15 protein-coding genes are annotated in these 14,146 nt (G+C 66.3%); 12 read left to right on the top strand and 3 right to left on the bottom strand.

The window, feature by feature from the left end; genetic code table 11:
- Positions 1 to 99: 99 nt before the first annotated feature.
- From D5041_RS10045 to D5041_RS10025, 5 genes are all read left to right on the top strand, one after another.
- Positions 100 to 915: a GNAT family N-acetyltransferase gene (locus D5041_RS10045; RefSeq protein WP_265284635.1), complete on the top strand. Its 816-nt coding sequence runs from the start codon at positions 100 to 102 to the stop codon at positions 913 to 915.
- On the top strand, positions 915 to 1,778 hold the full coding sequence (locus D5041_RS10040) for a UDP-2,3-diacylglucosamine diphosphatase (protein ID WP_265257475.1): 864 nt from the start codon (positions 915 to 917) through the stop codon (positions 1,776 to 1,778). Before D5041_RS10045 ends, D5041_RS10040 begins: the two co-directional genes overlap by 1 nt.
- On the top strand, positions 1,775 to 2,821 hold the full coding sequence (locus D5041_RS10035; protein ID WP_029553989.1) for a glycosyltransferase family 4 protein: 1,047 nt from the start codon (positions 1,775 to 1,777) through the stop codon (positions 2,819 to 2,821). Before D5041_RS10040 ends, D5041_RS10035 begins: the two co-directional genes overlap by 4 nt.
- Positions 2,822 to 3,015: 194 nt before the next feature.
- Positions 3,016 to 5,079, top strand: a complete 2,064-nt coding sequence (gene ppk1 / locus D5041_RS10030) for a polyphosphate kinase 1 (RefSeq protein WP_040891627.1) — start codon at positions 3,016 to 3,018, stop codon at positions 5,077 to 5,079.
- On the top strand, positions 5,076 to 5,528 hold the full coding sequence (locus D5041_RS10025) for a SixA phosphatase family protein (RefSeq protein ID WP_265281593.1): 453 nt from the start codon (positions 5,076 to 5,078) through the stop codon (positions 5,526 to 5,528). Before ppk1 ends, D5041_RS10025 begins: the two co-directional genes overlap by 4 nt.
- Before the next feature lie 14 nt (positions 5,529 to 5,542).
- On the opposite strand, the gene D5041_RS10020 is transcribed toward D5041_RS10025, so the two are convergent.
- Together D5041_RS10020 and D5041_RS10015 are read right to left on the bottom strand one after the other, a co-directional pair.
- Complete coding sequence (locus tag D5041_RS10020) at positions 5,543 to 5,980, bottom strand: hypothetical protein (protein WP_029553991.1); 438 nt, start codon at positions 5,978 to 5,980, stop codon at positions 5,543 to 5,545.
- A gap of 114 nt (positions 5,981 to 6,094) precedes the next feature.
- Positions 6,095 to 6,550 (bottom strand): SRPBCC family protein, encoded by a 456-nt coding sequence (locus D5041_RS10015; RefSeq protein WP_265284634.1) that lies wholly within the window; start codon positions 6,548 to 6,550, stop codon positions 6,095 to 6,097.
- Between the two features lie 146 nt (positions 6,551 to 6,696).
- Between D5041_RS10015 and D5041_RS10010 the strand changes: the two genes are divergently transcribed.
- On the top strand, positions 6,697 to 7,032 hold the full coding sequence (locus D5041_RS10010) for a helix-turn-helix domain-containing protein (RefSeq protein WP_265284633.1): 336 nt from the start codon (positions 6,697 to 6,699) through the stop codon (positions 7,030 to 7,032).
- 9 nt (positions 7,033 to 7,041) lie between these two features.
- On the opposite strand, the gene D5041_RS10005 is transcribed toward D5041_RS10010, so the two are convergent.
- Positions 7,042 to 8,520 carry a Ppx/GppA phosphatase family protein gene (locus D5041_RS10005; RefSeq protein WP_265257479.1) on the bottom strand — a complete coding sequence of 493 codons (1,479 nt, stop codon included), beginning with the start codon at positions 8,518 to 8,520 and terminating at the stop codon, positions 7,042 to 7,044.
- A 252-nt stretch (positions 8,521 to 8,772) separates the two neighbouring features.
- Here D5041_RS10005 and pstS point away from each other — a divergent pair, with 252 nt between their 5' ends.
- From pstS to phoB, 6 genes are all read left to right on the top strand, one after another.
- Entirely contained in the window at positions 8,773 to 9,795 is a 1,023-nt protein-coding gene (gene pstS, locus D5041_RS10000) for a phosphate ABC transporter substrate-binding protein PstS (RefSeq protein ID WP_265257480.1), read from the top strand.
- 138 nt (positions 9,796 to 9,933) lie between these two features.
- Positions 9,934 to 10,923, top strand: a complete 990-nt coding sequence (gene pstC, locus D5041_RS09995) for a phosphate ABC transporter permease subunit PstC (RefSeq protein ID WP_236610605.1) — start codon at positions 9,934 to 9,936, stop codon at positions 10,921 to 10,923.
- A 48-nt stretch (positions 10,924 to 10,971) separates the two neighbouring features.
- Positions 10,972 to 11,826: a phosphate ABC transporter permease PstA gene (gene pstA, locus D5041_RS09990; RefSeq protein WP_265257481.1), complete on the top strand. Its 855-nt coding sequence runs from the start codon at positions 10,972 to 10,974 to the stop codon at positions 11,824 to 11,826.
- Positions 11,827 to 11,878: 52 nt separating this feature from the next.
- Complete coding sequence (gene pstB, locus D5041_RS09985) at positions 11,879 to 12,661, top strand: phosphate ABC transporter ATP-binding protein PstB (RefSeq protein WP_010099798.1); 783 nt, start codon at positions 11,879 to 11,881, stop codon at positions 12,659 to 12,661.
- A gap of 18 nt (positions 12,662 to 12,679) precedes the next feature.
- Complete coding sequence (gene phoU, locus D5041_RS09980; protein WP_265257482.1) at positions 12,680 to 13,381, top strand: phosphate signaling complex protein PhoU; 702 nt, start codon at positions 12,680 to 12,682, stop codon at positions 13,379 to 13,381.
- Between the two features lie 34 nt (positions 13,382 to 13,415).
- On the top strand, positions 13,416 to 14,123 hold the full coding sequence (gene phoB / locus D5041_RS09975; RefSeq protein WP_010106826.1) for a phosphate regulon transcriptional regulator PhoB: 708 nt from the start codon (positions 13,416 to 13,418) through the stop codon (positions 14,121 to 14,123).
- Positions 14,124 to 14,146: the final 23 nt, after the last annotated feature.

Genomic DNA, 14,146 nt, shown 5'->3' with positions numbered 1-14,146 from the left:
TTCGACATGCAACATCATTCGACATGTATCTGACACACTGGAGTCATAAACCGATTTCACACTTCGGCTCCAGGAAAACCCTGAAGGAAACGCTGCACCATGAACGAGCTGTCCAATCCAACGCTGTCCCCCGACGCCAGGCGCCGCCCCGGCGCCGTTGCCGGCGCGCTGCGCTCCGGTGCGCAGCACGCGGCCATCGGCGTCACGTGGGCGCGGCATCTGGACGAGGTGCGCGAGGCGCAGCGGCTCCGGTACACGGTTTTCGTGGCAGAAATGGGCGCGCGCCTGACGACCCTGGTCCCCGGCCACGACGTGGACCTGTTCGACGACTACTGCGAGCACCTGCTGGTGCGCGACGTCCAGAGCCGGCAGGTCATCGGAACCTACCGCGTGCTGACGCCCGCGCAGGCCCGGCGGGTGGGCAGCACCTACAGCGACACCGAGTTCGACCTGACGCGCCTGCGCTCGCTGCGCGCGCGCATGCTGGAACTCGGCCGCAGCTGCGTGCACCCCGGGTACCGCCACGGCGCAGTGATCATGACCCTGTGGAGCGCGCTGGCGGACTTCATGCTGCGCAACCAGCTCGACACGATGATTGGCTGCGCCAGCATTCCCATGCTGCACAACGGCATGGTCAGCGGGGACATCGCGGCGAGCATCTGGGAGCAACTGCGCAAGACGCATCTCGCGCCCATCGAATACCACGTGCTCCCGCGCTTGCCGCTGCCCGTGGAGCGGCTCGACAGTTCCCTCGCCGTGGAGCCGCCGGCGCTCATCAGAGGCTACCTGCGCCTGGGCACGCGCGTGCTCGGCCCCCCCGCCTGGGACCCGGACTTCAACACCGCAGACCTGCCCATGCTGATGCGGCTGGAGAATCTGCATCCGCGCTATCGCAGGCATTTTCTGGGGGCCTGATGCGCGCGGCCTTCGATGCGCTCAACCCCTGGATGGGCCGTCCCGTGGGGCCGCAGGATGCCGCACCCGACACGCAGGCGCCGTCCGCGGGGCAGCGCCGCTTCCGCGCGCTCTTCATCTCCGACCTGCACCTCGGGACGCCGGGCTGCCAGGCCGCCGCCTTGCTGGACTTTCTTCGGCAGCACCCGAGCGAGTACCTGTATCTGGTGGGGGACATCGTCGACGGCTGGCAGCTGCGCCGCAAGTGGTTCTGGCCGCAGGCGCACAACGACGTGGTGCAGAAACTGCTGCGCCGCGCGCGCAAGGGCTGCCGGGTGGTGTTCGTTCCGGGCAACCACGATGAGTTTGCCCGCGCCTTCGTCGGGCATTCCTTCGGCGGCATCGAGGTCGTCGCGGACGCGGTACACACCACCGCCGACGGCCGCAGCCTGTGGGTCACGCACGGGGACCATTTCGACGGCGTAATCCAATGCGCCAAGTGGCTCGCGTACCTGGGCGACAACCTGTACGAGTTCACGCTCAATCTCAACCGCCACCTGAACACCCTGCGCGCGCGCCTGGGGCGGCCCTACTGGTCGCTTTCGGCGTACCTCAAGGGCAAGGTGAAGACTGCTCTCAACTACGTGAACGACTTCGAGGCCGCCGTGGCCGGCGAGGCGCGCCGGCGCGGGCACGACGGCGTGGTCTGCGGCCACATCCACCGCGCCGTGATGCGCGAGATCGGCGGCACCCTGTACTGCAACGACGGCGACTGGGTGGAGAGCCGCACGGCGCTGGTGGAGCATCTCGACGGCCGGCTGGAACTCCTGCAATGGTCGGCCACCCCGGCGGCGCGCACGGCCAGCGCCATGGCGGACGCATGAAAATCGCTTTGCTCACCGACGCCTGGCTGCCGCAGGTCAACGGCGTGGTCACCACCTTGCAGGAGCTGGTGCAGCAACTGCAAGCCTGCGGCCATGCGGTGCAGGTGCTGCACCCCGGCCAGTTTGCCACCCGGCCCTGTCCGGGTTACGCCGGAATCGACCTGGCCATGCGGCCCGGCAAGCGGGTGGCCGAGATGCTCGACGCGCTGCGGCCCGACGCCATCCACCTGGCCACCGAGGGGCCCCTGGGCTGGGCCGGGCGCCGCTACTGCCTGCGCCGCAATCTGGCGTTCACGACGGCGTTCCATACCCGGTTTCCGGAAATCCTCGACGCCGCGCTGCGCGTCCCCCTGGCCTGGGGGTACGCGGTGCTGCGGCATTTCCACCGGCCGTCGTCGGCCGTCATGGTGCCCACCCACGGCGTTTTGCAGATGCTCGCGCAGCGCGGCTTTCGCAATCTGCGCCAGTGGACCCATGGCGTGGATACCCAGGCTTTCGTGTTCCATGGCGAGATCCGTCCGGGCCCGCTGACCGACGCGCTCGCCCACCCCGTGTCCCTGTTCGTGGGGCGCGTTTCCTACGAGAAGAACATCGAAGCCTTTCTGCGGCTGGACCTGCCCGGAACCAAGGTGGTGTGCGGCGTGGGGCCCCTGCAGGCACGGCTGTCGGCGAAGTACCCGCAGGTGCGCTGGCTGGGAATCCTCGACCGCGCGGCCCTGGCGCAGGTGTACGCGGCGGCGGACGTGTTCGTCTTCCCCAGCCGCTCGGAAACCTTTGGCCTCGTAATGCTCGAAGCCATGGCCTGCGGAACCCCGGTGGCGGCGTTTCCGGAGGACGGCCCCATGGAGGTGCTCGGGGCCCACACCGGGCAGGCACCGCGCGGGGGCGCGCTGCACGAGGACCTGCTGACCGCGAGCCGCGAGGCGCTGGCCATTCCCCGATCCGAGGCGCGCAACCGTGCGCTGGATTTCACCTGGGCGCGGACGGCGCGGCTGTTCCAGGAATACCTGGTCCCGGCTCGCGCTGCGCACGACACCCCCTGAACATCCGCTGCATCACTATCATCCGGGATCACCGACTGAAGCGCATCCCGCACCCGATGCGTCCGTTTGCCATGCTGCCCCTGCCCCCTGCCGACGTCGAGCCGTCGCTGTACGCACTCTCCCAGCCCGCGCCGCCCCCCTTGCACGGCCGTGGCGCCACACCGGATTCCCTGGCGCTTGGCATGGCGCAGCAGATGTTCCTGGACCGGGACCACAGCATCCTGGCCTTCAACGAACGGGTGTTCGATTGGGCGGTGCGCGCCGACATTCCCTTGCTCGAACGCCTGCGCTACCTGTGCATCGTGTCCTCCAACCTGGACGAGTTCTTCGAGGTGCGCGCCGCGCCGCACATCACCGCTGCGCAGAAGGGGGAAACCAAGGGCCCCTATACGGTGGCCTCGTTCGAGGCCTTGTCGGCCAAGGTTCACGACCTGGTGGCGCGGCAGTACACGCTGTACAACGAGACCCTGGTCCCGGCGTTCGGCAAGCACGGCGTGCGCATCGTCTCGCATGGCGACCGGTCCCCCGAACAGAAACGCTGGGTGCACGCGTACTTCACCCGGGAAGTCCGCCCGCTGCTGATTCCCGTGGGGCTGGACCCGGCGCACCCGTTCCCCCAGGTCGCGAACAAGTCGCTGAACTTCATCGTCCGGCTCAAGGGACGCGACACCTTTGGCCGCGAGAACGAAATCGCCATCGTGAAGGTGCCGCGCGCCCTGCCCCGGCTGGTCCGCATGCCGATCAGGGCTGCGCCCCGCGAGGCTTTGTTCGTGAGCCTTTCGAGCATCGTGCGCGCGCATCTGGAGGACCTCTTTCCCGGGCGCGAGGTGACCGAATTCTCGCAATTTCGCGTCACCCGCCATTCCGATCTGGCGCTCGACGAGGAAGACGTGCGCAACCTGCGCACCGCCCTGCGGCAGGGGCTGCAGCACCGCCACTACGGGCAGGCGGTGCGGCTGGAGGTGTCCGCGGACTGCTCCGCGTTTCTCTCGGACTTTCTGCTCGGGCAGTTTGGCCTGCCCGCCGCCGCCCTGTACCGGGTGCACGGCCCCGTGAACCTGGTGCGCCTGAACCAGCTCGTGGACCTGGTGAACGACCCTGCCCTGCTGTTTGCACCCTGGAACTGCGCGTGGCCGCGGCAATTGCAGCCCGGCGTCCCCATCATGGAACAGCTGCGCCTGCGCGATATCCTGATCCACCAGCCGTTCGAGAGCTTCGACGGGCTGCTGGCCTTTCTGCGCGAGGCCGTGAACGACCCGCAGGTGCTGGTCATCAAGCAGACGATCTACCGCACGGGCGCAGACTCGAAGTTCATGGACCTGCTCACCGAGGCCGTGCGCCGGGGCAAGGAGGTCATGGCGGTCGTCGAGCTCAAGGCGCGCTTCGACGAGGAAGCGAACATCAACTGGGCGGAGGCGCTGGAATCCATCGGCGCCCAGGTGGTGTATGGGGTCGTGGGGCTCAAGACGCACGCCAAGATGCTGCTCGTCACGCGCCGGGAAGGGCGGCAGCTCAGGCGCTATGGGCACCTGTCCACCGGCAACTACAACGTGCGCACGGCCCGGCTCTACACCGACCTGGGCTACCTCACCGCCGACGCGCAGACCACCGCCGACATGGACGACGTGTTCAACCACCTGGCGAGCCAGAACCGCCCCCCCAAATTGCGCAAACTCATGCTCGCACCCTTTCATTTGCAGCGCCGCATGCTCGAAAAAATCGAGCAGATCGGCCTGGCCGCAGGCCGGGGCGAGGACGCGCGGATCGTCGCCAAGATGAACGCGCTCACGGACGAGGCGCTGATGCGCGCCCTGATCCTCGCCGGCCAGCGCGGCGCGCGCATCGACCTCATCGTGCGCGGCGCCTGCATGCTCGCGGCGCAGGTCCCCGGGGTCACCGAGAACATTCGCGTGCGCTCGGTGATCGGTCGCTTTCTGGAGCACACGCGCGTGTTCTACTTTCGCGCGGGTGCGCAGGAGGACCTGTACCTGTCGAGCGCCGACTGGATGAACCGCAACATGATGCGCCGCGTGGAACTGGCCTGGCCCGTGACCGACCCCGGCCTGCGCCAGCAGATCGTCGACGAATGCCTGGTGGCGTATCTGCACGATGACCGGGACGCCTGGACGTTGAATGCGGACGGCACCTATGACCGCGCGCCGCGCCCGGAAAATGGCCTGGGCGCGCAAGCTGCCCTGATGCTGCGCTACGGGCCCGTCCCCGCGGTTGCGCGCATCGAACCGGGGGCGCAGCCATGATGGACCTGATCCTGTGGCGGCACGCCGAGGCGCAAGAGGCCGAGGACGGCCACGATGACCTGACCCGGCCCCTGACCGCGCGCGGCGAGAAACAGGCCGCGCGCATGGCCGCGTGGCTGGACCGGCAACTGCCCGAGGGCTTGCGCGTGCTCGCCAGCCCTGCGCGCCGCACCGAGCAGACCGCCAGCGCGCTCGGGCGCAAATTCAAGCTGCGCGCGGAACTGCTGCCCGGAGGCCGCCCCGAGGACCTGCTCGCGCTCGCCCAGTGGCCGCACGCCAAGGGCGCGGTGCTCATCGTCGGGCATCAGCCCGTGCTCGGGCAAACCATTGCCCGGCTTCTGGGGCTGCGGGCAACCGAATGCCCGGTGCGCAAAGCCTGCGTGTGGTGGCTGCGCCAAAGGCAGGAGCAGCCGGTGCTGATGGCCGTGCAGTCGCCCGAGTTTCTCTGATCCCGCGCGGCCGCCTACTTGCGCGCCGCGCCGGCCTTGGTGCGCGCAGCGGGGGCAGTTTCTGCGGCGTCGGCCCTGGGACGCCCGGTCTTGATCGAGGGGACGGCCCGCAGCGCGCCGCCCAGCGCGTTGTCGGACATGCCGGCCAGCGCCTTGAGTCCGGCGCGCAAAAGCTCGCTTTTCTTCACCGGCTGCGCGAGCGCGCTCGCGCGCTGCTTGAGCGTCTCGACGATCGTGTACTCGTCCTTGGGAATGGTGTAGCTGTCGCGCACCAGCTTGGGCTTCTTGGCCTTGGCATCCTTGGCCGCGGCGGGGGCTGCGGCCTTGGGAGCCGCAGGAGCCTTCTTCACCGCTGCCTTGTTTTCTGCTGTTTTTGCCCTTTGGGCGGGCGCGCGCCTGGAGGTCCTGGCCGGCTTCGAGGCAGCGGACGGCGTGACGGAAGAGGGGGTCATGGTGCTACTCGCATGAAACGAATGGATAAACAGTATAAACGGTTTATACCGTTTGCTCCCGATGCCATGACGGATCAGGGATATGTCTCCGATTGGTCAGGGGGCTTCCACGGCTCATGCGGCTGGGTCCTTGGTCCTGTCAACGGCACGCGCTCGCGCCGCCAACTCCATCATGGCAGGGCGCAAATGCTGTTTGATGTTGCGCCCGATCAGGAAGCCGAACACCGGAGCAAGCAGGCCGTGGAACTCAACGGTGTGCGTGATCCGGGCGCTGTCCGCCGGACCCCGCGCCGGCGTGTAGAAGTGCCCAAAATCCAGCGTGGTGAGTGGCAAACGCGCCCGGTCCATGAAGCTCTCATGGGGCCTCACCTGAATCAATTCAAACGATATCCTGGGCCCCTTCTTGGGCTTCATCTCCCCCTTTGCACCCTCGACGAAGCCGCCTGACAGAGTGACCCATTCCAGTTCGACGTCCCATGCGGGCCAAGTTTCAGGGGCTGACCACATGGCCCAGATTTGGCTTGCGTCAGCCTGTACCTCGACCGTTTCGCTGTGCTTCCAGGTAAACATTTTCTTTTCCTATCCATCAGTTGATCAAATTTCCCGGGTAACTCTACCGACAAACTCCATCAGAGCACCATGGAAGAACGCTGCCCGTATGGACATCATTCGTGCCAGACTGAGGGTTGCCGAGGTGCTGGCAAGGAAGCTACGACATGACAAAACGCATGATTGAAGACATGGAGATCGAAACCAGTTCGGGCAATGTCTTCGCAGACCTGGGTTTGCCCGATGCCGAAAAACTCAAGATCAAGTCCGGCTTGGTGATCGAGATCACCCGTGCCGTGCGTCGCCTCGGCCTGACCCAGGAGGAGGCCGGTCGGCGCATGGGCATCTCGCAGCCCAAGGTGTCCGGCATGCTGCGCGGTGACTTCACCAACCTTTCCGAGCACAAGCTGATGGAGTGCCTGAATCGCCTCGGGTACGACATCGAGATCAGGGTGCGTCCGGCAGCCGAGCCGATCGGGCATCTGAAGCTCGCTATTGCTTGAGATACCAATCTACGGCAGGTCGAGGAGCAGCTCCCAAGGCGTTTTCTGCCAGGCCTGCAACTCTTCGCGCAGCAGATGCGCCGACTGCGGGTAGGCAGCGGCCCAGCCGGGGCGGGTGCCGAGATGAAAGCGCTGCTTTTCGCAGCGCAGGGACAGCCCCCCGGTGTCCGGATCACGCCGTGCGTGGCACAGCGCCACGGCCAAACGCAGGCTCAGCAGTTGCAGCACGAAGACGGGGTCTTGCAGGTCGGCTTCGAGCTTGCGCACCTTGCCGCGCTGCCCTTGCACCAGCACACCCAGGCGATGCAGTTCGGGAATCGCAAAGCCCGCAGCGTCGGTGTTGTCGAGGATGTAGGCGCCGTGGCGGTGGGAGTCACTGTGCGAGATGCGGCAGCCGATTTCGTGCAGCCGCGCCGCCCAGTCGAGCTTGCACGAGGCACGCTCGCTGCCCGCCGGTGCGGCCTGGTCGAACAGCATGCACGCCGTGCGCGCCACCCGCTGCGCGTGCTCCAGGTCCACGCCAAAGCGCTGCATGAGGCCGTCCACGGTGCCCGCGCGCAGGTCGGTGCCGGGTTGCTCGCGGCTCAGCAGGTCGTAGAGCGCGCCCTGGCGCAGGGCGCCCTGCGCCACGCGCATCCGGTCGATTTCCAGCAGGTCGAAGACCGCGCGCAGCACGCTGACGCCGCCCCCGATGACGGCGCGCCGCTCGTCCTTGAGTCCGTCCATGCGCAGGCGGTACGCATTCTGTGCGCGCAGCATCCGGTCGCACAGCCAGTTCAGGTCGGCGCGGGTGATGCTGCCCCCAGTGCCCCCCGCAGCGGCGAGCATGTCGCCCACCGCACCGACCGTTCCCGAGGACCCGTACGCCACCTCCCAGGCACCGGGCCGGAAGGTCCCCAGCGCTTCGTCGAGCACGGCCTTGGCCGCGACCTCCGCAGCCAGAAACGCCTGCGCGCTGAACTCGCCGTTTGCGAAATAGCGCTGTGACCATGCGACGCTGCCGACGCGAAACGAGGCCACGGCGTGCGAGCTGAGCTGCTGGCCCAAAATCAGCTCGGTGGAGCGCCCCCCGATGTCGACCACGAGCCGGCGCTCGTCCGACTGGGGCAGCAACCGGGCCACGCCCTGGTAGATCAGCCGCGCTTCTTCGAGGCCGGACACCACGTCGATGGGATAGCCCAGAACCTGGCTGCCGCGCGCCAGGAAGTCCTCCCGGTTGCTCGCCTCGCGCAGGGTCTGCGTGGCCACTGCGCGCACCTGCGCCCGGGGAAAGCCGGCCAGGCGTTCGCCAAAGCGGGCCAGGCAGGCCCAGCCGCGCTCCATCGCTTCCCGGGTCAGGTTGCGCTCCTCGTCCAGGCCGGTGCCCAGGCGCACGGTTTCCTTCAGATACTCCACCCGCTGGATGTGACCGAACTCGTAGCTCCCGATTTCCAGGCGAAAACTGTTGGAGCCGAGGTCGACCGCGGCCAGACGGGTGCCGTTGTGCATGTCATTTCTGGATGGAATTCGGGTGGGCAGTGTAGCCTGCGCCCCGTGCGTGGACGGGCTACTCGGGCCAGCGCCAGGACGGTCAATCGTGTGGGTCTGTTTCCGTTGCATGCCAAGGGGCATGGCCGCGTGAGACGGCAGCCAAGCGCTGTGTAGCAGTTGGAAGAATTCCGTTCGGCCTGTCACTGAACTGTCATCGTTTTGTCCTAAAGTCGGCGATCCTCCTGTCAACCCCCGCCGAAAGGTACATAAATGAAACGAACATTCCTGAAAACCGTTGCACTCACGCTGGCCAGCATGGCCGTCGGCACTGCCTTCGCGGCAGACATCACCGGCGCAGGCGCCACCTTCCCCTTTCCCATGTACGCCAAGTGGGCCGATGCCTACAAGAAGGAAACGGGAACGGGCCTGAACTACCAGTCCATCGGCTCGTCCGGTGGCATTCGCCAGATTCGCGCGAAGACCGTCGTCTTTGGCGCCACGGATGCGCCGCTGTCCGGCGCCGACCTGGAAAAGGACGGCCTGGTGCAGTTCCCCGCGATCATTGGCGGCACCGTTGCGGTGGTCAATCTCGATGGTTTCAAGCCCGGCGAGCTGCGCGCCACCGGTCCGGTGCTCGCGGAAATGTTCCTGGGCAAAATTACCAAGTGGAACGACCCCAAGATCGCCGCCCTGAATCCCGGCAAGACCCTGCCCGACCAGAGCATCACCATCGTGCACCGCGCCGACGGTTCCGGAACCACGTTCAACTGGACCGACTATCTGACCTCCGTGAGCAAGGATTGGGCGGACACCGTGGGCAAGGGGCCCGCAGTGAAATGGCCCGCGCCCTCCTCGGTGGGCGGCAAGGGCAACGAGGGCGTGGCCGCGAACGTGACGCGCGTCAAGGGCGCCGTGGGCTACGTCGAGTACGCGTATGTGAAGAAAAACAAAATGAACTTCCTGCAATTGCAGAACGCCGAAGGCAAGTTCGTGAGCCCCGACGACAAGACCTTCGCCGCGGCCGCGGCCAGCGCCGACTGGTTCAGCGTTCCCGGAATGGGGATCTCGATGGTGAACGCCAAGGGCGCGGACAGCTGGCCGGTGAGCACGGCGTCGTTCATCCTCATGTACAAGGACCCGGAAGACAAGGCGCAGTCGGCGCAAGTGCTCAAGTTCTTTGACTGGGCCTTCAAGAGCGGCAAGGACATGGCGGCGGAGCTGGACTACGTCCCCCTGCCCGACAGCCTGACCACCGAGATTCGCTCCAAGGTCTGGACACAGATCAAAAAGTAAGCCTGCGTTTCCGTTTCGTTTGGGCGCCCGGGCCGGCCCCATAGAATACCCGCCCACCAGTCCCGCTCGGCCGGTGGATGCCGGTGTTCGTGAGGGGCCTGCACGGGTCAGAGGGGAGTCAACAACATGAGCGCGACCATGATTTCGCAACCCGTGCCCGTCAAGACGACGGGTGCCCCCACCACGACCATGGTGTCGATTGCCAGGCGGCAGCGCCTGCAGGACATGGTCTTCCACCGGCTGACCCAGAGCCTCTCGCTGCTGGTGCTGGTGGCGTTGCTGGGAATCATCGTCTCGCTCTTCATCTACGCTTGGCCGACCTTCCACAAGTTCGGCATCCAGTTCATCTGGCGCGCGGAGTGGGACATCATCAATGAGGAATTCGGCGCCGCGATCGCCATCGTCGGCACCTTGGCGAGCGCGGGAATCGCGTTGCTGATTGCGGTACCGCTGGCGTTCGGCATCGCCCTTTTCCTGACCGAAACCTGCCCGGTGTGGCTGCGCCGCCCGCTGGGAACGGCCGTGGAACTGCTCGCTGCGGTGCCGTCCATCATCTACGGCATGTTCGGGCTGTTCGTGTTCGCACCGCTGTTTGCCGACTACTTTCAGATGCCCGTGCAAAAGCTGTTCGGCTCCATGCCGCTGCTGAGCGCCTTCTTCGGCGGCAGCACCAACGGCTTCGGCATCCTGGCCGCGGGCATCGTGCTCGCTTTCATGGTGCTGCCCTTCATCGCCGCCGTGATGCGCGACGTATTCGAGATCGTTCCCCCGATTCTGCGCGAGTCCGCCTACGGCCTGGGTTGCACGACCTGGGAGGTGGTGCGCCGCGTGGTGCTGCCCTACACCCAGAAGGGGGTCGTCGGCGGGATCATGCTGGGCCTGGGCCGGGCGCTCGGGGAAACCATGGCGGTGACCTTTGTGATCGGCAACGCGAACCGCATGCCGACCTCGCTGTTCTCCCCGGGAACGTCCATCGCATCCACCTTGGCCAACGAGTTTGGCGAGGCCGCGGACACCCATCTGTCCACGCTGTTCGCGCTGGGCTTCCTGCTTTTCGTGATCACCTTCGTCGTGCTTTCGGCCGCCAAGCTCATGATGCGGCGCACCGAAAAGGTCAAGGGCCTTTAGAGCGCGCACGCACCACCCCGAGCAGAAAACTCCTTCGAGACCCGTCCCATGGACTTCAACCAACGCCTGTACAAAAAGCGCCAGCGCTCCAACACCATCGGGCTGACCCTGTCCCTGGGGGCCATGGTGCTGGGCCTGTTCGTGTTGCTCTGGATCCTCGGCGTCCTGCTGTTCAACGGGTTTGCCGCGCTCGACTGGAACATGTTCACGCATTCCACCCCGGCGCCGGGGTCCGAGGGCGGCGGCCTGGCGAACGCCATCGTCGGCAGCCTGATGATGGTGGGCTGCACCGTGCTGGTATCGACCCCGGTGGGCGTGCTCGCCGGCGTGTACCTCGCGGAATACGGCGACCAGAGCAAGACGGCGGAGCTCACGCGCTTCGTGACCGACATCATGCTCTCCGCCCCCTCGATCGTTCTCGGGCTCTTCGTCTACGCGATTGCCGTGGCCACGGTGGGCAACTTCTCGGGGTGGGCGGGCAGCTTGGTCCTGTCGCTGATCGCCGTGCCGGTGGTCGTGCGTACCACGGAGAACATGCTGCGCCTGGTCCCCGGCAGCCTGCGCGAGGCCGCGTTCGCGCTCGGTGCGCCGCATTGGAAGGTGTCGCTCATGGTCACCCTGCGCGCGGCGCGCAGCGGGGTGATGACGGGCCTGCTGCTCGCCGTGGCGCGCATCAGCGGCGAGACCGCGCCGCTGCTGTTCACCGCGCTGAACAACCAGTTCTTCAGCACGAACATGAGCGCGCCCCTGGCGAATCTGCCGGTGGTGATTTTCCAGTTTGCCCTCAGCCCGTATGAAAACTGGGTGCGCCTGGCCTGGGGCGGCGCGCTGCTCATCACGTTCTCGGTGCTGATTTTGAACGTCGTGGCACGGGTTTTCCTGCGCGAGAAGCATCGCGTCTGAGCCCCGCCGCCCCAGTGCGCACCCGCCGACCGCCCCATTTCCAGGATCGACCATGAACCCCACCCCGGCCGCCCCCCCCGGCAAGAATGCGCTGGAGTTGCGCAATCTGAGTTTCTTCTACGGCAAATTCCAGGGGCTGCGCAACGTCAGCCTGGACATTGCCGAGTACAAGGTCACGGCCTTCATCGGTCCTTCGGGTTGCGGCAAGTCCACCCTGCTGCGCACGTTCAACCGCATGTACAGCCTGTACCCCGGGCAGCGCGCCGAGGGCTCGATCTGCTTCTACGGGCAGGACATCCTCGACCCCCGGCAGGACATCAACCTGCTGCGCGCGCGCATCGGCATGGTGTTCCAGAAGCCCACGCCGTTTCCCATGTCCATCTACGACAACGTCGCCTTTGGCGTGAAACTCTACGAGACGCTGGGCAAGAACGAGATGGACGAGCGCGTCGAGTGGGCGCTGTCCAAGGCCGCGCTGTGGTCCGAGGTCAAGGACAAGCTCAGCCAGAGCGGCCTGTCGCTGTCCGGCGGCCAGCAGCAGCGCCTGTGCATCGCGCGCTGCGTGGCCGTCCGGCCCGCGGTGCTGCTGCTCGACGAGCCCACGTCCGCGCTCGACCCGCTGTCCACGGCGAAGATCGAGGAGTTGATCGACGAGCTCAAGCACGACTACACGATCGCCATCGTCACGCACAACATGCAGCAGGCCGCGCGCTGCAGCGACTACACCGCCTACATGTACCTGGGTGAGATGATCGAGTTCGGCGCCACCGAGCAGATCTTCTTCAAACCCGAGCGCAAGGAAACCGAAGACTACATTACCGGCCGTTTCGGCTAAGGAACAAGGAAAGCACAGATGGCCGACAAACACCTTTCTTCGCAGTTCGACAGCGAACTCAACAGCGTCTCCGCGCGCGTCATGGAAATGGGCGGACTCGTCGAGTCGCAGATCCGCCAGGCGGTGTACGCCCTGTCGCAGTTCAGCCAGGAGGCCGTGGAAACCGTTGCCGCAATGGAAATCCGGGTGAACGCGATGGAGGTCGAGATCGACCAGGAACTGTCCTCGATCATCGCCCGCAGGCAGCCTACGGCGCGGGACCTGCGCCTGCTGCTCGCCATCTCCAAGGCCACGGCGAACCTGGAGCGCATGGGCGACGAGGCCAGCAAGATGGCGCGCATGGTGCGCTCCATCATCGAAAGCGGCGCCCCGCGCTCGCTGCCGTCGAGCGACCTGCGCGTGGCCGCCGATCTGGCCTCGGGCCTGCTGCGCAAGGCGCTCGACGCCTTCGCCCGCCTGGACACCAAGACCGCGCTCGCGATCCTCAAGGAGGACGACCTCATCGACAAGGAGTTCGACGGTTTCGTGCGCAAGCTCGTCACCTACATGATGGAAGACCCGCGCACCATCTCGCCGAGTCTGGACCTGCTGTTCCTGGCCAAGGCCATCGAGCGCATCGGAGACCATTCCAAGAACGTCGCCGAACTGATCATCTACCTGGTCATGGGCAAGGACGTGCGCCACACCGCGCTCGACGAGATCGAGTCGGTCGTCTTGTAAGCCACACAGACCCACAAAGGGCTTGGACAGATTTATGAGAAAGCTCCCACGTGTCCTGATCGTCGAGGACGAACCCGCGATTGCCGAACTCATCGCCGTGAACCTGCGGCACAACGGGTTCCAGCCTTTCTGGGCTGAGGACGGTGACTCTGCCCAGCGCGAGCTCGACGCCGTTTTGCCCGACGTGATCCTGCTCGACTGGATGCTGCCCGGGCAAAGCGGTTTGCTCCTGGCCCGCAAATGGCGTGCCGACAGCCGCACCAAGCCGATCCCCATCCTCATGCTCACCGCGCGCGGCGACGAGCCCGACAAGGTCGCCGGGCTCGACGCCGGCGCCGACGACTACATCACCAAGCCGTTTTCCACGCAGGAACTGCTGGCCCGCATCCGCGCGGTGCTGCGCCGCCGCGCGCCGGAGCAGGTCTGCGACAGCGTGGCCATCAGCGATCTGCTGCTCGACGCCGGAACCTACCGGGTGTCCTTTCAGGGGCAGTTGCTCAAGATCGGACCCACCGAGTTCAAACTGCTGCATTTCCTGATGAAGCACGCCGAGCGGGTGCACAGCCGCTCGCAGCTGCTGGACAAGGTCTGGGGCGACCATGTCTTCATCGAAGAGCGCACGGTGGACGTGCACGTCAAGCGGCTGCGCGAGGCCCTGGGCGCCGCGTCCACCATGGTGGAGACCGTGCGCGGCGCGGGCTATCGACTGACCGCGCAGCCGCAGGTCCCGGCGCAGGCCTGATTGCGGGCCGCGATGTCCCTGAC

The sequence above is a fragment of the Verminephrobacter aporrectodeae subsp. tuberculatae genome (assembly GCF_026127385.1).
Taxonomy (GTDB): domain Bacteria; phylum Pseudomonadota; class Gammaproteobacteria; order Burkholderiales; family Burkholderiaceae_C; genus Acidovorax; species Acidovorax aporrectodeae.
This window is presented reverse-complemented; position numbering and strand designations above follow the sequence as displayed.